The 23,685-nt window shown below is 59.8% G+C and carries 20 protein-coding genes; 18 read left to right on the forward strand and 2 right to left on the reverse strand.

Annotated elements, in window-relative coordinates:
• Positions 1-2: 2 nt before the first annotated feature.
• A complete protein-coding gene (locus ABH15_RS13965; RefSeq protein ID WP_277749825.1) occupies positions 3-3,371 on the forward strand; it encodes a PKD domain-containing protein in 3,369 nt (1,122 codons plus the stop codon).
• Positions 3,372-3,506: 135 nt separating this feature from the next.
• Here ABH15_RS13965 and ABH15_RS06235 read toward each other — a convergent pair whose 3' ends face one another.
• A complete protein-coding gene (locus ABH15_RS06235) occupies positions 3,507-4,724 on the reverse strand; it encodes a hypothetical protein (protein ID WP_128693512.1) in 1,218 nt (405 codons plus the stop codon).
• Positions 4,725-4,835: 111 nt separating this feature from the next.
• Here ABH15_RS06235 and endA point away from each other — a divergent pair, with 111 nt between their 5' ends.
• From endA to pheT, 4 genes are read left to right on the forward strand one after another with little or no spacing between them, the layout of a single operon-like run.
• The gene (gene endA, locus ABH15_RS06240) at positions 4,836-5,843 is read left to right on the forward strand and encodes a tRNA-intron lyase (protein ID WP_128693513.1); all 1,008 of its coding nucleotides are present in this window, start codon (positions 4,836-4,838) and stop codon (positions 5,841-5,843) included.
• Positions 5,844-5,854: 11 nt separating this feature from the next.
• Positions 5,855-7,108 carry a tryptophan--tRNA ligase gene (locus ABH15_RS06245; protein ID WP_128693514.1) on the forward strand — a complete coding sequence of 418 codons (1,254 nt, stop codon included), beginning with the start codon at positions 5,855-5,857 and terminating at the stop codon, positions 7,106-7,108.
• 3 nt (positions 7,109-7,111) lie between these two features.
• Entirely contained in the window at positions 7,112-8,569 is a 1,458-nt protein-coding gene (gene pheS, locus ABH15_RS06250) for a phenylalanine--tRNA ligase subunit alpha (protein WP_128693515.1), read from the forward strand.
• Positions 8,570-8,582: 13 nt separating this feature from the next.
• Positions 8,583-10,208 carry a phenylalanine--tRNA ligase subunit beta gene (gene pheT, locus ABH15_RS06255; protein ID WP_128693516.1) on the forward strand — a complete coding sequence of 542 codons (1,626 nt, stop codon included), beginning with the start codon at positions 8,583-8,585 and terminating at the stop codon, positions 10,206-10,208.
• On the opposite strand, the gene hisF is transcribed toward pheT, so the two are convergent.
• A complete protein-coding gene (gene hisF / locus ABH15_RS06260) occupies positions 10,180-10,986 on the reverse strand; it encodes an imidazole glycerol phosphate synthase subunit HisF (protein WP_128693517.1) in 807 nt (268 codons plus the stop codon). The two genes, pheT and hisF, sit on opposite strands and share 29 nt — an antisense overlap.
• A 141-nt stretch (positions 10,987-11,127) precedes the next feature.
• Between hisF and ABH15_RS06265 the strand changes: the two genes are divergently transcribed.
• The 13 genes from ABH15_RS06265 to ABH15_RS06325 all read left to right on the forward strand — a co-directional run bounded on the left by ABH15_RS06265 (position 11,128) and on the right by ABH15_RS06325 (position 23,485).
• Positions 11,128-12,354, forward strand: coding sequence for an adenosylhomocysteinase (locus ABH15_RS06265; protein WP_128693518.1), 1,227 nt, complete (start codon positions 11,128-11,130; stop codon positions 12,352-12,354).
• A 240-nt stretch (positions 12,355-12,594) separates the two neighbouring features.
• On the forward strand, positions 12,595-13,416 hold the full coding sequence (nifH, locus tag ABH15_RS06270; protein WP_128693519.1) for a nitrogenase iron protein: 822 nt from the start codon (positions 12,595-12,597) through the stop codon (positions 13,414-13,416).
• Positions 13,417-13,438: 22 nt separating this feature from the next.
• On the forward strand, positions 13,439-13,765 hold the full coding sequence (locus ABH15_RS06275; protein WP_128693520.1) for a P-II family nitrogen regulator: 327 nt from the start codon (positions 13,439-13,441) through the stop codon (positions 13,763-13,765).
• 15 nt (positions 13,766-13,780) lie between these two features.
• Positions 13,781-14,200: a P-II family nitrogen regulator gene (locus ABH15_RS06280; RefSeq protein WP_128693521.1), complete on the forward strand. Its 420-nt coding sequence runs from the start codon at positions 13,781-13,783 to the stop codon at positions 14,198-14,200.
• 22 nt (positions 14,201-14,222) lie between these two features.
• Complete coding sequence (gene nifD, locus ABH15_RS06285) at positions 14,223-15,836, forward strand: nitrogenase molybdenum-iron protein alpha chain (protein WP_128693522.1); 1,614 nt, start codon at positions 14,223-14,225, stop codon at positions 15,834-15,836.
• Positions 15,837-15,843: 7 nt separating this feature from the next.
• Positions 15,844-17,220 carry a nitrogenase component 1 gene (locus ABH15_RS06290; protein ID WP_128693523.1) on the forward strand — a complete coding sequence of 459 codons (1,377 nt, stop codon included), beginning with the start codon at positions 15,844-15,846 and terminating at the stop codon, positions 17,218-17,220.
• A gap of 33 nt (positions 17,221-17,253) precedes the next feature.
• Positions 17,254-18,627: a nitrogenase iron-molybdenum cofactor biosynthesis protein NifE gene (gene nifE, locus ABH15_RS06295; RefSeq protein WP_128693524.1), complete on the forward strand. Its 1,374-nt coding sequence runs from the start codon at positions 17,254-17,256 to the stop codon at positions 18,625-18,627.
• A complete protein-coding gene (locus tag ABH15_RS06300) occupies positions 18,624-20,021 on the forward strand; it encodes a nitrogenase component 1 (RefSeq protein ID WP_128693525.1) in 1,398 nt (465 codons plus the stop codon). The genes nifE and ABH15_RS06300 overlap by 4 nt, the downstream gene beginning before the upstream one ends.
• Complete coding sequence (locus ABH15_RS06305) at positions 20,008-20,316, forward strand: 2Fe-2S ferredoxin (protein ID WP_128693526.1); 309 nt, start codon at positions 20,008-20,010, stop codon at positions 20,314-20,316. Before ABH15_RS06300 ends, ABH15_RS06305 begins: the two co-directional genes overlap by 14 nt.
• Before the next feature lie 3 nt (positions 20,317-20,319).
• Positions 20,320-20,973, forward strand: coding sequence for a Fe-only nitrogenase accessory AnfO family protein (locus ABH15_RS06310; RefSeq protein WP_128693527.1), 654 nt, complete (start codon positions 20,320-20,322; stop codon positions 20,971-20,973).
• 124 nt (positions 20,974-21,097) lie between these two features.
• Entirely contained in the window at positions 21,098-21,925 is an 828-nt protein-coding gene (gene modA / locus ABH15_RS06315; protein WP_128693528.1) for a molybdate ABC transporter substrate-binding protein, read from the forward strand.
• Positions 21,903-22,745, forward strand: coding sequence for an ABC transporter permease (locus ABH15_RS06320; protein WP_128693529.1), 843 nt, complete (start codon positions 21,903-21,905; stop codon positions 22,743-22,745). The genes modA and ABH15_RS06320 overlap by 23 nt, the downstream gene beginning before the upstream one ends.
• On the forward strand, positions 22,745-23,485 hold the full coding sequence (locus ABH15_RS06325; RefSeq protein WP_128693530.1) for a sulfate/molybdate ABC transporter ATP-binding protein: 741 nt from the start codon (positions 22,745-22,747) through the stop codon (positions 23,483-23,485). Before ABH15_RS06320 ends, ABH15_RS06325 begins: the two co-directional genes overlap by 1 nt.
• The last annotated feature ends 200 nt before the right edge of the window (positions 23,486-23,685 follow it).

A 23,685-nucleotide genomic window follows, 5' to 3' on the forward strand; every position in this document is an offset into this window, starting at 1 on the left:
TGATGGCATCACTGCTGGCACTACCGGTTCTCGCTGCTCCCGGTATCGAAACGCCGATCTGTACGGCGGCGGGATCGCAGGTCAGACCCGATATCGACGGTAGCCTCATTGTCTGGGCCGATTATCGAAGCGGTGATGCGGAGATCTATCTCTACGATCTCACAACCGATGTGGAAACGCGGATAACGACAAATCCGTCTCGCCAGACTTCGCCTTCCATCTCCGGGAGCCGGATTGTCTGGGAGGATAACCGGAACGGAAATCTGGACATCTACCTGTATGACCTGACATCAGACCAGGAGATTCAACTTACAAACGCGGTCGCCAACCAGTGGAATCCGATCATCTCCGGTGATCGGGCCATCTGGTACGACGTTCGAAACAGCGGGATGCATATCTGCCTCTATGATATCCCGACCGGTACGGAGATCCTGATCCCGTGCAGCGCTGTCACGACCTGGAAGCCTGCAATATCAGGAAACCTGGTGGCCTGGGAGGATAACCGGGACGGAAACGGCGAGATATACGCCTATGATATCCTCGAGGGGAAACAGATCCGGATCACCGATGATCCTGCCCGCCAGACCTATCCGGCAATATCCGGCAGAGTCATCCTGTGGGAGGACGAGCGGAACGGGAGTCCGGATATCTATCTCTTCGACCTTGCTACCGGTGTTGAGGAGCGGATCACGGATAACGCCGCCTCACAGGTATCGCCGGCGATCGACGGCGACCTGATAGCATGGGAAGACCGCCGCAACGGCAATTGGGATATCTGCATCTACGATCGCCCCACCGGCACCGAGACACTCATCACGACCGCGGTCGCCAATCAGTGGTTCCCGTCAGTCTCCGGAGACCGGGTCGTCTGGGAGGATCTCCGTAGCGGCGTCAGCAACCCCGACATCTACCTCTATACAGTCACCGGCGGCGATCTCCTGACGGCCTCATTCTCGGCATCGCCGACCAGCGGCGAGGTACCGCTTGACGTGCAGTTCACCGACAGTTCATCCGGCAGTCCGACCTCGTGGCTCTGGGATTTCGGTGACGGAACGACTTCGGATGAGCAGAACCCGGTCCACACCTATACCGAAGTGGGCACGTATACAGTTTCGCTGACCGCAACAGATGGGTCCGAAAGCAGTACTGAGGAGAAGGTCGACCTGATCCGGGTTGCCGTGCTTCCCGATGCAGGCTTTGACGCGAACGTCTCTTCCGGTATGGCTCCGCTCACCGTCGGGTTCACCGATCTGTCGACCGGCGAGCCGACGGCGTGGTCATGGGAGTTCGGCGACGGTGCGACCTCGACCGAGCAGAACCCGGTTCACACCTATGCTGCGGCAGGTGCGTATACCGTCTCGCTGAACGCGACCAACGCGGCAGGCAGCGACATCGAAGAGCAGATCGACCTGATAACGGTGACCGAGCCGGTGAACGCGTCCTTCACGGCGAATGCGACCTCGGGCGCAACGCCGCTCACCATACAGTTCACCGATACATCGACCGGTGCTCCGACCTCATGGTCATGGGACTTCGGCGACGGCGCGACCTCGACGGAGCAGAGCCCGGTTCATACCTATACTGCAGAAGGTACGTACACCGTCTCGCTGACCGCAACGAACGCTGTTTCGGATGACACCCGGGTCGAGACAGATTATATCGTTGCAACCGTGTTTCCCGGCGCGGGCTTCGATGTGAACGTCTCTTCCGGCATGGCTCCGCTCACCGTGCAGTTCACCGATCTGTCGACCGGCGAGCCGACGGCGTGGTCATGGGAGTTCGGCGACGGTGCGACCTCGACGGAGCAGAATCCGGTTCACACCTATGCCGCGGCAGGTGCGTATACCGTCACGCTGAACGCGACCAACGCGGCAGGCAGCGACATCGAAGAGCAGGTCGACCTGATAACGGCGATCGGACCGGTAACCGCATCCTTCACGGCCAATGTGACCGGTGGTGTGGTGCCGTTCGCCGTTGGGTTCACCGATACATCGACCGGTGCTCCGACCTCATGGTCATGGGACTTCGGCGACGGCGCGACCTCGACGGAGCAGAGCCCGGTGCACATCTATACTGTGGAAGGTACGTACACCGTCTCGCTGACCGCAACGAACGCTGTTTCGGATGATACCCTGGTTGAAACCGACCTTATTACTGCAACCGCCCTGCCCGGACCTTCCTTCGATGCGAACGTGACGGAGGGAGGGGAGCCTCTGGTCGTTGCATTCACCGATACGTCGACCGATAATCCGACGGCGTGGTCGTGGGAGTTCGGTGACGGTGCGACCTCGACGGAGCAGAACCCGGTTCACACCTATGCCGCGGCGGGTGCATATACCGTTTCACTGGCGGTGACGAATGCCGTCGGGAGTGCGACTGAAGAGAAGGTTGGGTATATCCGGGTCTTTGTCCCGCCATCGGCAAACTTCACGGCAGATGTATCCAGCGGTACGGCACCGCTCACGGTGCAGTTCACCGACCTGTCGATCGGCGAACCGACCTCGTGGCTCTGGGACTTCGGCGACGGTGCGACCTCGGCGGAGCAGCATCCGACTCACGCCTACCCGGCGGGAACGTTCACCGTTTCCCTGACCGTCAGCAACCCGGCAGGAGGGAACACGACAGCAGCGGCAGATAGCATCTCGGTATCGCCGGCCCCTGTTGTATCGAGCAGCAGTGGTGGCGGTGGCGGCGGTAAGCGTGCCAGCTCCATGTCGCCTCCTACGCCGACCGTAACGCCGGAACCGGTCATCACTAACGAGACGGTCACTCCCATCGGGGTGAACGCGTCCGGAATAGCGACCTGCCGGATGGTCTTCGTATCGTCTGATAACGTGGCTGCCCTCCTCCTCGACGAAGGGGTCCGGGCTCTCTGCGATAGCGGGACTTCCCTTGAGAGTATCAGCGTCGATCCCATCGATGCGGCGGATCTTCCCGCATCACCCAATGGAATTGCCGTACTTGTTCCCGGATACGCCTACCAGTTCGGGCCCGAGGGCGCATCCTTCGACCCTGCCGTCACAGTGACGTTCACGCTCCCTGATGAGATATGGGACGAGCATATTGCCGGAAACAGCACATTCTCGGTGAAGTGGTATAACGGGATGGCCGGAGTCTGGGAAGATATTCCGGCGACCGTAGACGATACAACCCGGACGGTCTCGGCATCGATCGATCACTTCAGCATCTATGCGCTCTTCACCGAGTCGCCGGCCGCCGATCCCCTTGCTGCGGGAGTCGTCGTCCTGGCTGATTCGGAAGCGGTAGACAGCAGCGGCGGATTACCGTTCATGCAGATCGCGCTCGGGCTGTGTGCTCTCTTCGTCCTGGTCGGTGGAGCATACATCTACGCCGGGCGGCACAGGCAGTAACCCTGCCGCTTTTCTTTTTGTACTCCGTCGCCGTGACGGAGTAATATAGGGAATAGTCAAATTGCGGGGCGCTGCCCTTCTGTCCCCGAGGGGGTAAGGGCTCTGGAAACGCCCTCGCAGATGCTCTTCCGGGGCTTATCGCCTGCGCAGGAAGAGCAGAATCACGAGTGCCCCTGCTGCCGCGAGGAGGCCGAAACCGGGGGTTGCCTGATCCGGCTGCCGGAGGTCCTGCAGTTTCACAAGCCACGCATCCGTCCGGCCAGTCTCCGGGAACGTGATGCCGCCGAGGATGTAGCCACCGTCCTCGGTCAGGTCGGCCGAATAGACGGCACCGCGCCGGAACGTCTGGTTCCACTGCACCTCGCCCTGGCGATCCGTCCTGATTGCGACTGCGTCATCGTTGACCTGGCCGCCGATCAGGTATCCGCCGTCAGGAGCCTGCAATGCAGCCCAGCCGCTCAGCCCCTGGAGACGGGTGCTCCAGAGGACGTTCCCTTCCGCATCCACCCGGGCGTACCAGAAACTGCCGGTGATGATGAAACCGCCATCGGTGCTCTCGCTGAGCGCATATATCGAGGGGAAATCAAGGTTTTTACTCCAGCGTTCGGCACCGTCGGCCTCAAGCCGAATCAGGAATGCATCACCGACATCAAAGGTGAAAGGCGATGCCGTTCCTCCGAGGATGTAGCCGCCGTCGCTCGTCTGCTCTCCTGCATAGGCGGCCTTCCCGGCAAATGTTCTGTTCCACTCCTGGCTCCCGTCACGATCGGTCTTGATAATGATCGCGTTCGTGTCCTGCTCTGAGCCTGCAGGGTTCCACGTCCACCCGACGAGGATAAATCCGCCTTCCGTGGTCTGTCTGACGATAGACGCTTTCACCCCTTCAAATGTTCGGTTCCATACGGGGTTCCCGGTATCGTCGGTCCTGATCAGGTATGCCGTGCCGCGAACCCCGGTCGTCTGACCGGGTGTGACGTTGATGGCATTCGCCGCGACGGCATACCCGCCGTCACCGGCCTCTATGACGGAGCTTCCCGTCAGATCTTCCCAGGTTCTATTCCAGAGGAGGTTCCCGGAACTGTCTGTTCTGACGAGCAGCAGATCTTCCGGATCGGGGACGTTTGAGCCGATGCTCCCTCCGACGGCGATATAGCCGCCGTCCGCCGTCTGCTGAACCGACTCGAATTTGTTCTTCAGATCGACGCCGTAGGTTTTGTTCCATTCGATGGCGGGCTCTCCCTGCGCAGCAGCAACCTGCACGGTGAAGAGCAGGGCGGTTATAAGAGCCGCGGTAAGCACGTATAGCCGGAATCCGGACGGAGGGTTGCTTCCTGTCATGGCGATCGTACTCATCTGCGGTTCCCTCTCCAATAAAGTATTTGCTCGCCTCTCTTCCCCGGAACCGGTGGCCTTCCGGTAGTGCGGCAATTGATTTAATGACCGTTCACTTCCAATACTGATGAAGTGAAGGCGATATTCGACGGGAGATGGGTGCGGCTCGGCGGGGAAGGGCGCACCCTCTACGAACAGGGCGGGTACGGCAGACCGGAAGGAGGGGGGCTGCGCCTCGCACCGCAGGAGGCTCTATACCTTATGGAGCGCGGAAAGGTCGAGGTGCAGGAGTATTCCTTCGATGCACTGCTCGGCTACTTTGCCGGCCAGCAGAACTTCATCAGGAGCTACCTCGTCTACCGGGATATCCGTGAGCGGGGCTATGTGGTACAGCCCGGACCCCATGATTTCCGGGTGTTTCGCCGGGGGCACAAACCAGGCGGCGGGAGATCGCAGTACCTTATTCGCGTGCTCTCCGAGCGTGACCTCATTGAGTTCGAGAGACTCAGCGAAGATGTCCTCTCCTCAACCAATATGCGCAAACAGTACGTCCTCGCAGTCGTGGACGACGAGGACGAGCTGACCTACTACGAGGTCAAGGTGCAGAATCTGCCTGAAATTGCCCCTCCGGCTCACGGCGAGCCGGTGAACGCAGCCGTCTACGGAACCTATGCGCTTGCTCACCTCTCTCCCGGTTCGACCCTTGAGGAGAACTGGTATGGAAAGAGGCTTGATGCGGAACGGCTGATGCTCCGCCCCGTCGAGACGATCTATCTCGTTCGGCGTGACGGCCTCTCTCTCCGGTCGGACGGTGCGGTAATCGACGCCGATACGTTTGTGGAGATTGTGGGTGAAAAGGACGTTGAGATCCGCGAGAAGGAGCGCGTGTATGCGGATCTCCGGGACAAAGGCTACATCCCGAGAACCGGGTACAAGTTCGGCCATCACTTCCGTGTCTACTCCGGGAAAAAGACGCATTCGGAGATGCTGGTGCATGCGATGCCGTCCGGTGTCTCGCTCCCGATGAGCACTATCTCCCGGTCGGTCAGGCTCGCCCACAGCGTCAAAAAGAAGATGCTGTTTGGCTGTGTACAGAGTATCGACATACGGTATGTCGAATTTACACGAATAAAACTGTGAAGGTCGTTTCCATGCAATCCGGGATAAATCCATGGTCGAATAACCAGACCGGCGATGTCGGCAAACTCTTCTCCGAGTTTGGCATCGAACCGATCATGCCTGTCGCAGAGAGGCTTCCAGAAATACCGTCTTTCATGCGGAGAGGAATCGTCGTCGGTCACCGCGACTATCGGCCGATAGCCGATGCTATACGGAACAGAACCCCGTTCCATGTGCTCACCGGTTTCATGCCGTCCGGCCTTCCGCACCTCGGACACCTGATGGTCATGAAAGAGGTTGTCTGGCATGTCCGGCAGGGTGGAACCGGCTACATCGCCATCGCCGACCGTGAGGCACACGCTGTCCGGGGAATATCGTGGGAGAAGTGCAGGGAGTACGGCAAAGAGTACCTCAAGTGCCTCTACGCACTCGGCTTTGAGGGGACGACGTACTTCCAGAGCCGGAATAACCGCTTAAAAGACCTCGCTTTCGAGGCGTCTACCAAGGTGAACTTCTCCGATCTTGCGGCCATCTACGGGTTCGGACAGGAGACGTCCCTCTCCCACGCCATGAGCGTGATCACCCAGGTCGCGGATATTCTCTACCCTCAGCTCGACGCAGGCCCTGCTCCCACGATCGTGCCGGTCGGGATCGATCAGGACCCGCACATCCGGCTCACCCGCGATGTGGCGCATAAACTCCGGATGTTTACCGTCGAAGACCGGGGCGAGTACGTCTCGGTCCGGTCGAAGAATGCTCCCGAATCGGCGCTCGTTGCCGTGCATCGTGCATTTCCGGGCTCGAAGAAGTACGAGGGGCACGTGGATATCAGGGGGACTCCTCCTGAACGGGTCGGTGAGGTCGTGCGAGGAATCGAGATCGAGCATGGCGGTTTCGGGTTCTACTCACCGTCGTCGACCTATCACATCTTCATGCCCGGCCTGCAGGGCGGCAAGATGTCAAGCAGCGTTCCCGAGAGCTCGTTCGGATTCTACGAGCCCGAGAAAGCGATCAAAAAGAAGGTGATGTCGGCACTGACCGGCGGTCGGATGACCCTTGAAGAGCAGAAAGAACTCGGCGGCGAGCCTGACCGCTGCTCCGTCTATCTCTTAAATCTCTTCCATATGGTTGAAGACGATGCCGAACTCGCCGAGATCCGGCGCCGGTGTGTCGGAGGCGAGCTGACCTGCGGGCAGTGCAAGAAGGAGACCTTCGAGCGGGTCAGCGTGTTCGTCAAAGATCTGCGTGAGAAGATGGATGCAGTGGAGCATCTGGTGGAGGTGTAACCGGTGGAACTGACATTAAATGAAAAGAGACTGCTCGTCGCTCTCGAGCCTCTCGGCACGGTCGATGCGGCAACCCTTGCCGACCGGATGGATGCGCGAAGAGAGGCCGTGGTGCAGTATGCCCTCCTTGCGAGCGACCGGGGTCTTGCAACGCTGGAGCGGTGTGTCAATACGGTCTATTCTCTGACCGAAGAGGGAAATAAGTATGTGGGGGCCGGCCTCCCCGAGCGGCAGCTCCTTGAGAGCTTCGCCGCCGAGATCCCGATGCGGGACCTGCAGCAGCACCCGCTCGCGAAGATCGGAATCGGCCAGATGCGCAAAAAAGGCTGGATCAGCATCCGTGACGGCATCGTCCGGAAGGAGGGGAGCCCAGCGCCCGGAGCGGACGAACTCGCTTTTGCGAATATCGCGAAGGGTCTCATAGACGAGGATGGCGAAGCGATCGTCGAGCTCCGGAAGCGGGGGCTCGTGCAGGAGGAGGAGACCGTGACGTACACTGTTGCGATCACCCCTGAAGGGCGCGAACTCGTCCGCCGCGGGCTCGATCTCCGTGAAGAGGTCGGCACGCTCACCCGGGAGCAGATCATCTCGGGCGAGTGGAAAGATCTCAATCTCCGCCGCTACAGCGTGGAGAAACTGCCAAAGAGGATCTATCCTGGAAAGGTGCATCCGTATCAGCGGATGCTCGACGATATGCGGCGGATTCTCCTCGATATGGGCTTTACCGAGATGCACGGCAGTATCGTCCAGAGCTCGTTCTGGAACTTCGACGCCCTCTTCCAGCCGCAGGATCACCCTGCACGCGAGATGCAGGATACCTTCTTCCTCGGCGAGGAATGGCCGCTCCCGGCAGGGTTCGAGCGTGTCCGGGATATGCACGAGCACGGCGGGGAGACCTCGTCCACCGGGTGGGGAGGTGTCTGGAGCAGCAAAAAGGCTCAGCAGTGCGTGCTCCGGACACACACGACCAGTCTCTCCATCCAGCACCTTGTAGAGCACCCGGAGCCTCCGGTCAAGGCCTTCTGCATCGGCAGGGTCTACCGGCGGGAGGCGATCGATCCGACGCATCTCCCGGAGTTCGAGCAGCTCGAGGGTATCATGATGGACAGAGGCGTAACCTTCAGCCACCTGCTCGGTTTCCTGAAAGAGTTTTACAGGAAGATGGGCTTTGAAGACGTCCGGTTCCGGCCGGCCTACTTCCCGTACACCGAGCCGTCCGTGGAGCCCGAGGTCTGGGTGGACGGCCTCGGGTGGGTGGAGCTCGGCGGTGCCGGTATATTCCGTCAGGAGGTCACCGCCCCGTGTGGTATTCAGTACCCGGTGCTCGCCTGGGGGCTCGGTGTCAGCCGGCTTGCCATGCTGAAGGTGGGCTTGAAAGATCTCCGGCAGCTCTACCGCAGCGACATCGAATGGATACGGGAGACGCCGATTGTCGGTAGACGGCCGGACGGCGGTGAGTGAGGGAGAGAGAAGCATGCCGATTATTACCCTGCCCTATGCATACCTGGAACGGCTGACCGGCACCGACCGTAAGACCATCATCGACCGTGTGCCGATGATCGGTGCCGATATCGAGCGAATAGAAGACGATCATGCCGACATAGAGTTCTTCCCTGACCGCCCCGATCTCTTCTCCACCGAAGGGGTTGCCCGCGCCATGCGGGGTTTCCTCGGGCTGGAAGAGGGGCTCGCAGCCTATGACGTCCGCCCGTCCGGGATAGCCTTCTCGGTCGATCCCGGGCTTGCGGAGATCCGGCCTTACCTTGGCTCGGCGGTGATCCGGAACGTCTCCCTCGACGAAGAAGCGATCGAGAGTCTGATGGGACTTCAGGAGGCGCTGCACTGGGCGGTCGGCCGCGGCCGCGCCAAGGTGGCGATAGGTGTCCACGATCTGGATAGGGTTACGCCGCCGTTCCGCTACATCGCATCGCCCCGTGACCGCTCCTTCGTGCCGCTCGACTTTACGCGGGAGATGACGCTCGACGAGATGCTCGAGGAACACCCGAAAGGACGCGACTACGCCCGCCTCGTACAGGACTTCCTCCGCTTCCCGCTGATCGTCGATGCCGACGACCAGGTGCTCTCGTTCCCGCCGATCATCAACGGCGAGCTGACGAGGGTGACGACCGAGACCCGGAATATCCTCCTCGATACGACCGGCACCGATAGACGGGCGGTGATGATCGCGGTGAATATCATCTGCACCGCTCTTGCAGAGGCAGGAGCGACGATTGAGTCCGTCACCGTCGACGATCTTGCGATGCCGTCGCTTGCGCCGGCGGAGCGGCAGGTCAGCGTCGAAGAGTGCGCAGAACTGCTCGGCATTCCGCTGACGGCGGAGTCGATGGCGGCTCTCCTCCGGAAGATGCGGTTCGGTGCGGAGCCTGCCGGTAACGGGCTGCTCTCTGTCCGGGTTCCCTGCTACCGGGCGGACATCCTGCACGACTGGGATGTCTTCGAAGATGTGGCGATCGCCTATGGATACGAGCAGTTCGCCGCCGAACTGCCGCCGACCTTCACCACCGCACAGGAGCATCCGATCAATGCCCTGATGGGGATTGTGCGGTCTATCTTCGTCGGTCTCGGCTACCTCGAAGTGATGCCGTTTACGCTGACGAACGAGCGGATACTCTTCGACAGGATGCAGCGCGAGCGTTCCCCTGCGGCGCTCCGGGTGCTGCATCCGATCTCGGAGGAGCAGACCGTCGTCAGGACGGCTGTTCTCCCCCTGCTGATGGAGACGCTGCAGCTGAACAAGCACCGCGAACTCCCGCAGCGCCTCTTTGCGGTCGGTGACGTCGTCGAGGATATGGCCGCCCGCCAGACGGCTGCGGCGGTCAGCATCCATCCCGGTGCCGACTTCTCGGAGGCATATGCCGCCGCCGACGTGCTCTGCCGCGAACTCGGCCTTGTTTATTCGGTAGCGGAGTCGGAAGATCCAGCATTCATCGATGGCCGTCGCGGTGATATCATTGTGGACGGTAAAAAAGTAGGGGTCTTCGGCGAGATTCATCCTGCAGCGCTCGGCGGCTTCGAGCTCGAGCACCCGGTGGCGGCTCTCGAGCTCGATCTCAGAGCCGTACCGGGATACCCCGGGTAGCCAGGTGCTCCTTCACCTGGTGCACCGTGAACTCGCCGTAGTGGAAGACGCTTGCTGCGAGGCAGGCGTCCGCTCTCCCTGCGGTAAATCCGTCGTAGAAGTGGTCGAGGGTGCCGACCCCGCCGCTTGCGATGACCGGGATGCCGACCCTGCCCGAGATGGCGGAGGTGATCGGAATATCAAACCCGTTCTTCGTCCCGTCGGTCTCCATACTCGTGAGGAGGATCTCTCCGGCACCGCGGCTTTCCGCCTCTTCTGCCCATGCGATAGCATCGATGCCGGTCGGCTTGCTGCCGCCGTAGATGACGACTTCATACCAGCACTCCCGGCCGTCCGGCAGTCCGACGATATTTCTCTCCGGCGATAGCTCGAAGTTTCGCCGCACGTCCATGGCGACGACGATGCACTGGGTGCCAAAGCGCTCCGCTCCCCTGCTGATCAGGGTCGGATCCTGAACGGCGCTCGTGTTGATGCTCACCTTGTCGGCGCCGGCACGGAGGATCTGCTGCATATCGTCAAGGGCACGGATACCCCCGCCGACGGTGAGGGGGAGGAAGAGCTGATCGGCGGCCCGCTGGACGACATCGATGATCGTACCCCGCTGTTCCTTCGACGCGGTGATGTCGAGGAAGACGACTTCGTCCGCCCCCTGTTCGTTGTACCGCTGCGCAAGCTCGACGGGATCGCCTGCATCCCGGAGATTCAGGAAGTTGGTGCCCTTGACCACACGGCCGTCCTTGAGATCCAGGCAGGGGATGATCCGCTTTGTCAGAACCATGGATACTGGTGGGATGAGGGACGTCTTGATGGTTTCCGAAACGCGGGGCTTCCGATGGATGGGGATTTAAGTACTGCGACGGGGAACCTTTATGGACGATCGGATGGGGTGCTTTTCACCCCATCGTTACAGGTGCTTTTCATGAACTCGGGAGACAAGAAGATAACGTGGGCACGGCAGTACATGCCGGTGCTCTCATCCATCAGGGAGCGGTTCGAGCGTGAACAACCCTTCGCCGGCATGACGATCGGCATGGCGCTTCACGTCGAGGCAAAGACGGCGGTGCTCGTCGAGACGCTGGCGGCCGGCGGTGCGGAGGTGCACATCACCGGTTGTAATCCCCTCTCGACCCAGGACGACGTCGCGGCTGCGCTCAACGAACGGCCGAATATTCACTGCTATGCAAAGAGGGCGTGCAGTGTCGAGGAGTACTACGCCGCCATCGACCGGGTGCTCGATGCAAAGCCCGCTGTCACCATCGACGACGGGATGGATCTCATCCACCGCATTCACACGGGACGGCGGGAACTCCTGGAGTCGATCGTCGGCGGTTGCGAGGAGACGACGACCGGTATCCACCGCCTCCGGGCGATGGCAAATGAGGGCAAACTCGAGTTTCCCGTTATCGCCGTCAACGACACGCCGATGAAGCGGTTCTTCGACAATGTCCACGGCACCGGCGAGAGCTCGCTCACCGCCATCATGACGACGACGAACGTCCTGATTGCGGGCAAGCACCTCGTCGTCGCGGGTTACGGCTACTGCGGGCGTGGTCTTGCAGAGAAGGCGAGCGGCCTTGGAGCGCGGGTCATCGTCACCGAGGTCGACCCGCGGCGGGCACTGCAGGCGCATATGGACGGGTTTGCCGTCATGACGATGGACGAGGCGGCAGCGCTCGGCGACATCTTCGTCACCACGACCGGGAATGCGGGCATCATTACGCACCGCCACTTCCCGACGATGAAGAGCGGTGCAATCCTCTCGAACGCCGGCCACTTCAACGTCGAACTTGAGGTCGACTGGCTCGAGGAGCATGCGGATGCGGTCGAGCGGCGGGACGGTATCGACTCCTACACGATCGGCGGCAAGACCATTCACGTCCTCGCCGAGGGGCGGCTCGTCAATCTCGCCGTCCCGAAGGGGATGGGACACCCCATCGAGGTTATGGACTTAAGTTTTGCCGTTCAGGCACTCAGCGCCGAATATATCGCCAAAATCGGCAGCACCCTCCCCGGCGGCGTCTACGACGTGCCGAACGAGATGGACGAACGGATCGCAAGCCTCAAACTGGCCGCACTCGGGATCACGATCGATACCCTGACCGAGGAGCAGGTCACCTATATGACGAGCTGGGATATCGGCACGTAATGATACTGTCCTCAGCCCGTTTTAGGATATAACCCTTTTCCTGTTTTTTAGTGTCGTATCCCCCCACCACCTTCCCTGAATAGTTGTTCTGCTCCGCCACCTTCGTCCGCTTTATGCCTGGCGGGTTTCATCTCTCTGCACTTAAGTTAAATTTATATATTGTTGGAAGGAAGTTTCCTTCCGTAAAAAGTAAATATTATTGCCTCTCACCTTGAGGTGGCAACAGAACGAGGAAACTGTATGAGACAAGTGGCAATCTATGGAAAAGGCGGTATCGGCAAATCGACGACAACCCAGAATACGGTGGCAGCGCTCGCGGAGGGCGGTAAACAGATCATGGTAGTGGGCTGCGACCCAAAAGCTGACTCTACCCGGCTCCTGCTCCACGGATTGTGCCAGAAGACGGTGCTCGACACCCTGCGGGATGAAGGTGACGATATCGAGCTCGAGGAGATCCTGAAGCCCGGATTCGGGGATACTCGCTGTGTCGAATCGGGCGGGCCTGAACCCGGGGTGGGGTGCGCCGGCAGGGGGATCATCACGTCCATCAACCTTCTGGAATCACTTGGAGCATACACCGCTGACCTTGACTACGTCTTTTACGACGTTCTCGGCGACGTCGTCTGCGGTGGTTTCGCGATGCCCATCCGTGAAGGAAAGGCGGAGGAGATCTACATCGTGGCTTCGGGCGAACTGATGGCGCTGTATGCTGCGAACAACATCGCGAAAGGCATTCAGAAGTACGCCCAGAACGGCAAAGTCAGGCTCGGCGGCATCATCTGCAACAGCCGGAAGGTGGATAACGAACTCGCCCTGTTAAAGGCGTTCGCAGAAGAGCTCGGATCACAGCTGATCTACTTCGTCCCGCGGGACAATCTGGTGCAGCGTGCCGAGATCAACAAAAAGACGGTCGTCGACTTCGACCCGGACGCCAATCAGGCGAACGAGTACCGGAATCTCGCAAAGGCCATCGATGGGAACACGATGTTTGTCATTCCAAAGCCCATGACGCAGGATCGCCTTGAAGAACTGATGATGGAACACGGGTTCCTGGGCCTGTAATACCAGATAGGATGTGAAGTAGATGCAGTTCGTACGAGCGATAGTCCGGCCGGAAAAGAAGGACGAAGTCCTTGAAAACCTGTCTGCAGGAGGATTCAACGCCGCGACGGTTGTCGACGTCGTAGGCCGCGGCAAGCAGAAGGGCATCAGGATGGGGGACGTCTACTACGACGAGATCCCGAAATCCCTCATTCTCGTCGCGATAGAGGACGGGGATCGAGACAGGATCGTGGACATAATCCTGAAGACTGCCAAAACCGGCCAGAGCGGCAACTTCGGCGACGGAAAGATCTTCATCAGTCCCGTGGCAGAGGCGTACACCGTGTCGACGGGGAGCAAAGGCCTGTGAACCGGTGGTGCTGAAATGAAAGAGATTATGGCCATCGTGCGGATGAAAAAGACCGGTGCGACGAAACGGGCCCTGATCGAGGCAGGCGTCGCTGGTTTTACCGCCGTCAAAGCGATGGGCAGAGGAAAACTGCTGCCGGATGAGGAGATAAACATCCCCTGCAAGGAGAAACTCATGGGGATGGCCGCTACTGACGTCATCGACAGGGAGGAATCCGAAGAGCAGGTCGTCGCGTTCCTCGACGATAAAACGATGTTTCCGCGGCGGTTGTTCACCATCCTCGCCTACGACGAGGACGTACCGCGGATTGTTGAAGCGATAATCAAAGCCAACCGCACGGAGCGCGGTGCAGGCGACGGGAAGATCTTCGTAACGCCCGTAAATGATGTAGTCCGTGTCCGCACGGGCGAATCCGGTGACGCTGCAATCTGGTGAGAACTTTCAGGAGCTACAACACATGACGATGACGGACGTAAACATCGACGAGATACTGGCGCCAATGCCGGACAAAGTAAAAAAGAACCGGAGGAAACACATCGTCAAAAAGGATGCATCCGCCGGTTGCCGCCCACAGATCGAGGCAAACACAAGGACGGTTCCCGGTATCATAACGCAGCGGGGATGCAGCTATGCCGGGTGCAAGGGCGTGGTCGTCGGGCCGATCAAGGATATGCTCACGATCACCCACGGCCCGATCGGGTGCGCGTACTACAGCTGGGGAACACGGCGGAACAAGGCACGGACCGACGACAGTACTCCTCCGGATCAGATCTACTCGACGATGTGCTTCTCGACCGACATGCAGGAGAGCGACATCGTCTTTGGCGGCGAGAAGAAGCTTGCGAAGATGATCGACGAGGTCGTGGAGATCTTCCACCCGAGGGCCATCAACATCTGTGCGACATGCCCGATCGGGCTTATCGGCGATGATCTCGGTGCCGTTTCAAAAGCGGCAGAGGAGCGGCACGGGATTCCGATAATCCATTATAACTGCGAGGGCTATAAGGGAGTCAGCCAGTCGGCCGGCCACCATATCGCCAACAATCAGATCATGGAACGCATGATCGGGACCGGTACCGAGAAGGTGGACGGGAAATACGTCCTCAACTTCCTTGGGGAGTACAACATCGGTGGAGACGCATGGGAGATCGAGAGAGTCCTCGAGGAGATCGGATATACAGTAGGTTCGACCCTTACCGGCGATTCGGCCTATGCAACCATCAAGAACATGCATACGGCCCACTTAAACCTCGTCCAGTGCCACCGTTCGATCAACTACATCGCCGAGATGATGGAGACGAAGTACGGCATTCCCTGGCTGAAGGTGAACTTCATCGGTATCGATGCGACGATTGATACGCTCCGCGATATCGCACAGTGTTTCGGCGACAAAGAACTGATAGCGAGAACCGAACTCGTCATTGAGCGCGAACTTGCTGCAGTCACACCGGAGATCGAGCGATACCAAAAGATCTGCAGGGGCAAGACTGCCTTTATCTTCGTCGGCGGGTCGCGCAGCCACCACTACCAGTTCTTGCTTCGGAATCTCGGTATGGAAGTGATGGTTGCGGGGTACGAGTTCGCCCACCGTGACGACTACGAGGGGCGCGAGGTCATACCGACCATCAAGAGCGATGCGGACTCGAAGAACATCCCCGAGCTCCATGTCAAACCGGACACCGAGATGTACAGGCCGCCCCACCTGCGCCTGAAGATGTCGCAGGAGAAGTACGACGAGCTGGTCGCATCCGGCGTCCTCAACGAGTACAGGGGAATGTACCCGGACATGGTAAACGGCGGGATCATGATCGACGACGCCAACCACTTCGAGACCGAAGAACTGGTCAAGGTCTTCAAGCCGGATCTCATATTCACCGGCATCAAGGACAAGTACGTCACGCACAAGATGGGCCTCCCCTCAAAGCAGATACACTCGTACGATTACAGCGGTCCTTACACCTGCTTTAGAGGTGCGGTAACCTTTGCAAAGGACGTAGCGCATTCGCTCTCCACACCCGCATGGAAGATGATCACCCCGCCCTGGGAACAGAGCATAACCGAACAGAGGTGACAGAGCGATGCTCGAATGCACACCAAAAGAGCCTCTCCCCAAAGATGCACGCACGACAGGAAGTATCAACCCGATAAAGACGTGTCAGCCGGTCGGTGCACTGTATGCAGCCCTCGGCATCCACGGTTGTCTCCCGCACAGCCACGGGTCGCAGGGGTGCTGTTCGTACCACCGGATGGCGTTGTCCAGGCACTTCCACGAGCCTGCGATGGCCTCGACGAGTTCCTTCACCGAAGGGGCGTCAGTATTCGGCGGCGCTGCAAACCTGAAGACCTCGATAAAGAATGTGTTCGCGATCTACAATCCGGAGATCATCGCAGTCCACACCACGTGCCTCAGCGAGACCATCGGGGACGACATGCCGACCATCATCAAGCAGTCGGAGATCCCCGAAGGGAAGTACGTCATCCACGCCAACACACCGAGTTACCATGGTTCGCACGTCACCGGGTTTTCGAACATGTGCAAGGGGATCGTATCCTACCTTGCAGAGTCGGACGGCAATCCGAAGAAGGAGCGGGCGAACATATTCCCGGGATTTACGAACCCCGGGGATATGCGGGAGATCAAGAGGATCGTAACCGAGATGGGTGTCCCCTCGATCATGTATCCCGACACCACGGGCGTGATGGACTCGCCGGTGCGCAAGACCTACGAGATGTTCCCCCGGGGCGGTGCGACGATCGAGGCGATACAAGACTCGGGCAATTCGAAGATGACCCTCTCGCTCGGCGCATGGTCGTCGGATGAGGCGGCGGCAACTCTCCAGTCGAAGTGCGGAGTGCCTGGCGTCCCCCTCAGGATCCCGATCGGGGTCAAGGCGACCGACGACCTGATCATGGCGGTGAAGAAAGGGTTCGGGGTAGACGTGCCCGAACCCCTCGAAGTCGAGAGAGGGCAGGTCATCGACACCCTGATCGACATCCACTACCAGTACGAAGGGAAGACAGTAGCGGTATTCGGGGACCCGGACATCGTGATCCCGCTCGTAGAGTTCCTCATCACGATGGGCATGATACCGAAGTACGTCCTGACGGGAACGCCGGGCGGCAAGTTCGAGAAGATCGTAAACGGTATGCTCGAAGAAGCGGGTATCGAAGGAAGCAGGGTCAAAGCCGAGGGAGACCTCTTCGATCTCCACCAGTGGATCAAGGAAGAATCGGTGGACCTCCTCATCGGCAACGCACACGGCAAGTACATCGCACGCGCCGAGGATATCCCCCTGGTTCGGGTCGGCTTTCCCGTATTCGACCGGGCTGTGCACCCGTTGATGCCGATCGTCGGCTACCGGGGGTGTCTCCGGCTGATTGAGATGATCAGTAACGTGCTGCTCGATCGCCGTGACCGCGACTGCCTCGACGAAGACTACGAACTGATACTGTAAGATTGGTGAAAAGACATGGAGAGCGGATGTCCAATGCCTGCCGAGCCTACGGCATGCATTGACGAAAGACAGTTCTCCATCATGACCACGGGAAAAAACAAAAGCCGCATTCACTGCGCTGATGACAGTCTGGCCGGGGCCGTGAGCCAGCGTGCCTGCGTATATTCCGGGGCGAGGGTGGTCTTAAATCCGGTGACGGATGCGGTCCACCTCGTCCACGGGCCTATCGGGTGTGCGGCGTACACGTGGGATATCCGCGGCAGTCTGTCCAGTGGCTCGGAGATGTTTCGGCAGAGTTTTTCCACCGACTTGAAAGAGAGGGACGTGGTCTTTGGTGGAGAGGCGAAACTTATCGCCTGTATCGACGAAGCCGTCGAGAAGTATAATCCTCCGGCGATATTCGTCTACGCAACCTGCGTCGTCGGATTGATCGGCGACGACATCGTTGCCGTCTGCAAGGAAGCGTCGCAGAGACACGGCATTGACGTTATCCCGGTGGAGTCCAGCGGCTTTATCTCGGGAAACAAGATCGTCGGCTATCGGGCGGCAGGGGAAGCCCTGCTCACGTTGATCCGCCCGAAAGACGGAGCGGTCGTGGAAAAAACGCGCAAGATCAATTTCCTTGGGGAATACAACCTGGGCGGCGAGAAGTGGCTCGTCGAGCGCTACCTCCGGGAGATGGGCATCGAGATCAATGTGGCCTTCACCGGGGACTCGACCGTTGCAGCCCTGAAGAGGGCGCCCGGAGCATGCTTAAACCTGGTGCAGTGCAGCGGTTCCATGCACTGGGTGGCGATGAGTCTGGAGAAAGAGTACGGCATCCCGTACATCGACGTGAACTTCTTCGGCGCGGAGAACACCGCTGAGAGCCTCCGAAAGATCGCCCGGTTCTACGGAGACGAAGAGATCGTGCACCGGACGGAGGCGCTCATCGAACGAGAGATGGAGAGGGTCAGGCCGGTCATAGAGAAGTACCGGAAGAAACTGGCCGGTAAGCGGGCGGCGATCTATGTGGGCGGCGCCTTCAAGGCGCTCGCCATCATCCGCCAGATGCAGGAACTCGGCATGGAGGTCATGTTCACCGGCACGCAGACCGGCAAGCCGGAAGACTACGAGCAGATCGGCACCATCGTCAGCGAGGGGACGGTCGTGATCGACGACGCGAACCCCGCCGAGATCGAGAAGTTCCTGCTCGAAAAAGATGTCGATATGATGGCCGGTGGCGTGAAGGAGCGTTTCCTTGCGCACAAACTGGGTGTTGGCTTCGTCGACCACAATCACGACCGAAAAGACGGTCTTGCCGGGTTCGACGGAGCGATCCGGTTCGCCCGCGAGGTCTATGCCACCACCTGCTCCCCGGTCTGGGAACGGGTGAAGCAAGACCCCTTTGAGGAGGCACAGGAATGACGGAATGGAAGATCACGTCACGGGTAAGGCAGGTCAACGAGAACCAGTGCCACATGTGCATGCCTCTCGGCGGTGTCCTTGCTCTCCGGGGCGTCGAAGACTCCATCGCACTGGTGCACGGTTCCCAGGGGTGCAGCACCTACATGCGTCTCGCGAACGTAGAGCATTTCAACGAGCCGATAGACATCGCTTCCTCGTCCTTGAACGAGAAGCAGGCGATCTTCGGAGGGGAGGCGAACCTGAGAAAGGCGCTGGACAACGTTATCCGGGTCTACCGGCCGAAGGTCATCGGCATCCTGACGAGTTGCCTCGCCGAGACCATGGGCGACGATATCGGGAGGTTCGTCGAGACTTACAAAACTGACCGGGAGATCAGGGGGCTTGACATCATCCCCATCTCCACGCCGAGTTACAGCGGCACGCACACCGAGGGGTTCTGGGCGACGATGCGGGCGGTCATTGCCTACTATGCCCGACCGACCGAGCGCCACCAGGGAGTCAACGTCATCGTCCCCAACATCAGTCCGGCCGATATCAGGGAGATTAAGCGCCTCCTCGACCTGATGGGGCTTGAGTATACGCTGCTGCCCGACTACTCCCTGACGCTGGACCGCCCTTTCGGGGGACGCTACAAAAAGATCGCACCGGGCGGCACTCCGGCCGCCGAGATTGCACGCATGAGCGGGGCACGGGCCACCATCCAGTTCGGGTTCACCTGCCCGGAGAAGTTCTCCCCCGGCCACTTCCTGGAGCAGCGGTTCGGCGTCCCGCTGATCAACCTCCCGCTCCCCGTCGGCCTCGACGGCACTGACTTGTTTGTCAGGACTTTGAGGGAGATCAGCGAGCAGGCCGTGCCCGGGAGCATCAGGCTCGAGCGGGGATGGCTCTGCGACGCGATGGCCGACGCCCATAAGATCAACGCGTCGGCGCGACCGGTCATCTACGGCGAACCCGAACTGGTCTATGCCCTGGCAAAACTCTGTCTGGAAAACGGTTCGGTTCCTGCCGTCATTGCCAGCGGAACACAGAACAGCGGCCTTGCCGGGTTACTGCAGCCGCTGCTCGAGGGCGCGCTGGAAGAAACGGTCGTCCTCGAAGAAGCGGACTTCGTGACGATCGAGGATGCAGCAGTGCGGACGTCGGCGAACCTTGCCGTCGGCCACTCGGGCGGCAGGTACCTGACCGAACGGCAGGGGATCCCCGGACTTCGGGTGGGCTACCCCGTCCACGACCGGGTGGGCGGACAGAGAATCCTGTCGGTCGGCTATACGGGCAGCCTTGCCTTTCTCGACCGTTTTACCAACACTCTGCTGGAAGCAAAGCATAGCTCCTACCGCAGACTCCGGAAAGAAGAGTTACTCAGCGAAAGAGGTGTATCCAATGCAAAAGCCTGAACGTCACATTTTCATCTGCACAAGTTCGCGTCCGAACGGTCAGCAGAAGGGATTCTGCCATTCCAAGGACGGTGTGGCCGTCATGATGAAGTTCGTGGAAGAGATTGAAGAACGCGAGCTCGGCGGCGAGGTGTTCATCAGCAACACCGGCTGTTTCGGCATCTGTGAAAAGGGGCCGATCGTCGTGGTGTACCCGGAGAACGTCTGGTACGGGTCGGTCACGCCGGGCGACGTCGAGGAGATCCTCGATGAGCATATCGAAGGCGGCAATGTCGTGGAACGTCTGGTGATCTAAGGCATGTGCAACAGATGTGAAGATCACGGCGGCGTCGGGGAGATCGCAGTCCTCCTCGATGCAGACGGTTTCTCCGGCCGGTTTACCGAACCCGGAAAGGCCGTCGTGTACAAACGATGCGGCCCCTCCTTTACGGCCGAACGCGCGATGGATCTCGCGTTTGACCGGAGCAGCGGGCTCGCGGAACTGCGCTCGAAGATGGACGAACTCCTGCAGTTCCTCGGCCCATGCACGATCTTCGTCGCGAAGTCGGCGAGCGGCGCCGTGTACTTCGAACTCGAGAAGGCAGGATGCAGCGTCTGGGAGGTCTCCGGCAGACCCGACGAGTTTCTCGACAGTGTGCTGCAGGGCGAGGAGGATGCGGAGAGCGCAACGGCAGCAGAGGCTGTGGAGATCCCGGTGCCCGTCGAGGTCTCGCCCGGGAGCTACTTCATCTCGATCAAGGAGGCTCAGGGAAAGGCGCCCTCTATCAGCAGCAAGCAGATTCTTCAGGAGTTCATCTCCCTGGGAGGTTTCAGCGTGCTCGAAGTGATCTGTGACCACGTGCCTCCCTGGATCGAGATGGAGGCGGAACGGCGAGGTTTCTCCATCGCTACCGAGTCCCGTGGAAAGCATGAGATCAGTGTGCGGTTGACGAAGGATACTGCTGCCCGGTGAGAAGCTCTTTGGCACGCATGCCAAAAGTAAACTCATTCATGTTCACTCTGGGCCATTGTATAGCAATTTAAATAATTATAATTTATATTTATCATTATTAAACTATCATAAACCGAGGTATACAATGAAATCTCACCGCAACATTACCCTGCTGGGGCCACTTCTCCTTATCGCTGCAGTAATCGCGGTGGCGGGATGCACCGGCACGACGGAGGCGCCACCCTCCAAAGAACAGACGACGCTGACCGTCTTTACCGCTGCCTCGCTCACGGGTGCCTTCACCGATATCGGGAAGGCCTATGAGGCAGAGAATCGGAATGTGAAGATCGATCTCGTCTTCGACGGTTCGCAGGCGCTTCGAACGCAGATCGAGCAGGGAGCATCCCCCGATGTCTTCGTCTCCGCGAACGTCAAGCACATGAAGGCGCTCGAGGATGCCGGGTTTATGGAGAACGGTACCGTGGAGCTCTTCGTTGAAAACTCCCTCGCCGTCATCGTCCCTGTCGATAATCCGGCGAAGATCGCGACTCTTGCCGACCTTACAAAACCCGGCGTGAAGCTTGTCATCGGCACCAAAGACGTGCCGTTCGGCTCGTACACCCGCCAGGTGCTCGACAAGATGGCGAACAGCTCTGCCTACGGCCCTGCGTACAAAGAGGCCGTGATGGGCAATGTCATCTCCGAGGAGACGGCGGTGAGCTCGGTCGTGCCGAAGCTGACGCTCGGAGAAGCGGATGCCGCCTTTGTCTACAAGTCCGATGTCAAGCAGGAGGATCGCGACAAACTCACCCGGATCGATATCCCGGCCGTGTACAACGTCGTCGCGCAGTATCCGCTCGGCATCCTTGCCGAATCACAGCAGAAAGATGCCGCTGCAGCGTTCATCGCGTTCGTGCGCGGCACTGACGGCAGCGCCATTCTGACGGAGTATGGTTTCGATCCGATACCGTAAGGCCGGTAACGCTGTCAGGAACGTGTCCTGGACGAAAGCACGGGGAGCGGGACTCACCCTTCTCCTCGGCATTCTCCTGTCCTCCTTTCTCCTCTTCGTCACCGTACCGATAGCCTCGCTCTTCCTCCGGATCACCCCCGAGGCGTTCTTCCGGTCGCTTGCAGAGCCGGTGGTCGTCGATGCTCTGGTGCTCTCGCTCCTCACCGCGACGGTCAGCACGGTGATCGTTATCCTCTTCGGAACTCCGCTCTCCTACATCAACGCGCGGACGGAGTACCGGGGCAAGGATATCGTCGATACCCTTACCGATCTTCCTATTGTCCTTCCTCCGGCGGTGGCGGGTATCGCCCTCCTGATGGCTTTCGGGCGGCGTGGCGTCGTCGGAGAGTACCTGGACGCCTTCGGAATCCAGATCGCCTTTACCACCCTTGCCGTGATCCTGGCGCAGGTCTTCGTCGCCTCGCCCTTCTATATCCGGCAGGCACGGGCGAGTTTCGAGGCGGTCGACCGGATCTACGAGGACGCCGCACGGACACTCGGGGCGTCCCGTCTGCGAGTGCTCCTCCGCGTCACTGTGCCCATCGCCTGGACCGGTCTCGTCTCCGGGGCGATCCTGACCTTCGCCCGGGCGCTCGGCGAGTTCGGGGCAACGATCATGTTCGCCGGCAACTTCCAGGGGAGAACCCAGACGATGCCGCTTGCCATCTACACAACGATGCAGGGCGACATCTACGATGCCATCAGCCTTTCGATCGTCCTCGTGATCATCTCGTTTGCCGTCATCCTGGCGGTCACGTTCGTAACCCGGAGGAGGATCTGATGCTCTCGATAACAGTCGCGAAACGCCTCCGCGATTACGAGCTCGACGTCTCTCTTACTGTCCGGAACGCCGAGACGCTCGTCCTCATCGGTGAGAACGGGGCGGGTAAATCGACCGTCTTAAACCTCGTATCGGGGCTTCTTTCCCCCGATCGCGGGGAGATCACCCTGGCCGGGCGAACGCTCTTCTCCGATCTGCCCCGGATTAACGTCCCGACCGAGGAGCGGAAGATAGGCCACCTTTTCCAGTCCTATGCCCTCTTTCCGCATCTCTCTGTCTTCGAGAACGTGGCCTTTGGCCTTCGGTGCCGGAAGATGCCGAAAGCCGGGATCGCCGACCGTGTCGCCGGGCAGCTTGCGGCGATGCACCTTACCGATCTTGCGGATGTAAATGTCGGGAGACTCTCGGGTGGGCAGCGGCAGCGGGTCGCCCTCGCCCGCTCGCTCGTCTTAGAGCCCGATCTCCTCCTCCTCGACGAACCCCTCGCCGCCGTCGACGTCCGGGCACAGGGCGAGATGCGGCGCGAGCTCCGAGACCGGATCCGGCAGGCGGGTATTCCATGCGTCATTGTCACCCATACGCACAAAGACGCTCTCGAGCTCGGCGATCGGGTCTGCCTTCTCGAAGAAGGGAAGATGGTCATCGAGGGGACGCCGGAGGAGGTGCTACAGTCGCGGGAGAACGGGTTCATCGCGAGCTTCTCCTGCGGTTGCCGGCACTTCGCCGGCGATGGATCATGATCTCCACGCATCACCGGCCGGACGGACGGTCAGCGTCAGGGAATGCTTAAATAGTAGTATTGCCGGCTGAATGCGCTGAAATTACCACCCTCACAGAAGCCCGCAGACGGCCGATCTCACCTTCGGTAAGGATATCCATCCTCCCGGTATCACCGCCGCTCATACGGCTGCTATAGGTCTAAGATTCTCCCCTCGTTTCT

Origin of the sequence: Methanoculleus taiwanensis (assembly GCF_004102725.1) — an archaeon.
In the GTDB taxonomy this organism is placed as follows: Archaea; Halobacteriota; Methanomicrobia; order Methanomicrobiales; family Methanoculleaceae; genus Methanoculleus_A; species Methanoculleus_A taiwanensis.

Coding starts and splice junctions, on each gene's coding strand:
- ABH15_RS13965 (WP_277749825.1), top strand. CDS start 3: ATGGCATCACTGCTGGCACTACCGGTTCTCGCTGCTCCCGGTATCGAA.
- ABH15_RS06235 (WP_128693512.1), bottom strand. CDS start 4,724: ATGAGTACGATCGCCATGACAGGAAGCAACCCTCCGTCCGGATTCCGG.
- ABH15_RS06245 (WP_128693514.1), top strand. CDS start 5,855: ATGCAATCCGGGATAAATCCATGGTCGAATAACCAGACCGGCGATGTC.
- pheT (WP_128693516.1), top strand. CDS start 8,583: ATGCCGATTATTACCCTGCCCTATGCATACCTGGAACGGCTGACCGGC.
- hisF (WP_128693517.1), bottom strand. CDS start 10,986: ATGGTTCTGACAAAGCGGATCATCCCCTGCCTGGATCTCAAGGACGGC.
- ABH15_RS06265 (WP_128693518.1), top strand. CDS start 11,128: ATGAACTCGGGAGACAAGAAGATAACGTGGGCACGGCAGTACATGCCG.
- nifH (WP_128693519.1), top strand. CDS start 12,595: ATGAGACAAGTGGCAATCTATGGAAAAGGCGGTATCGGCAAATCGACG.
- ABH15_RS06275 (WP_128693520.1), top strand. CDS start 13,439: ATGCAGTTCGTACGAGCGATAGTCCGGCCGGAAAAGAAGGACGAAGTC.
- ABH15_RS06280 (WP_128693521.1), top strand. CDS start 13,781: ATGAAAGAGATTATGGCCATCGTGCGGATGAAAAAGACCGGTGCGACG.
- nifD (WP_128693522.1), top strand. CDS start 14,223: ATGACGATGACGGACGTAAACATCGACGAGATACTGGCGCCAATGCCG.
- ABH15_RS06290 (WP_128693523.1), top strand. CDS start 15,844: ATGCTCGAATGCACACCAAAAGAGCCTCTCCCCAAAGATGCACGCACG.
- nifE (WP_128693524.1), top strand. CDS start 17,254: ATGCCTGCCGAGCCTACGGCATGCATTGACGAAAGACAGTTCTCCATC.
- ABH15_RS06300 (WP_128693525.1), top strand. CDS start 18,624: ATGACGGAATGGAAGATCACGTCACGGGTAAGGCAGGTCAACGAGAAC.
- ABH15_RS06305 (WP_128693526.1), top strand. CDS start 20,008: ATGCAAAAGCCTGAACGTCACATTTTCATCTGCACAAGTTCGCGTCCG.
- ABH15_RS06310 (WP_128693527.1), top strand. CDS start 20,320: ATGTGCAACAGATGTGAAGATCACGGCGGCGTCGGGGAGATCGCAGTC.
- modA (WP_128693528.1), top strand. CDS start 21,098: ATGAAATCTCACCGCAACATTACCCTGCTGGGGCCACTTCTCCTTATC.
- ABH15_RS06320 (WP_128693529.1), top strand. CDS start 21,903: ATGGTTTCGATCCGATACCGTAAGGCCGGTAACGCTGTCAGGAACGTG.
- ABH15_RS06325 (WP_128693530.1), top strand. CDS start 22,745: ATGCTCTCGATAACAGTCGCGAAACGCCTCCGCGATTACGAGCTCGAC.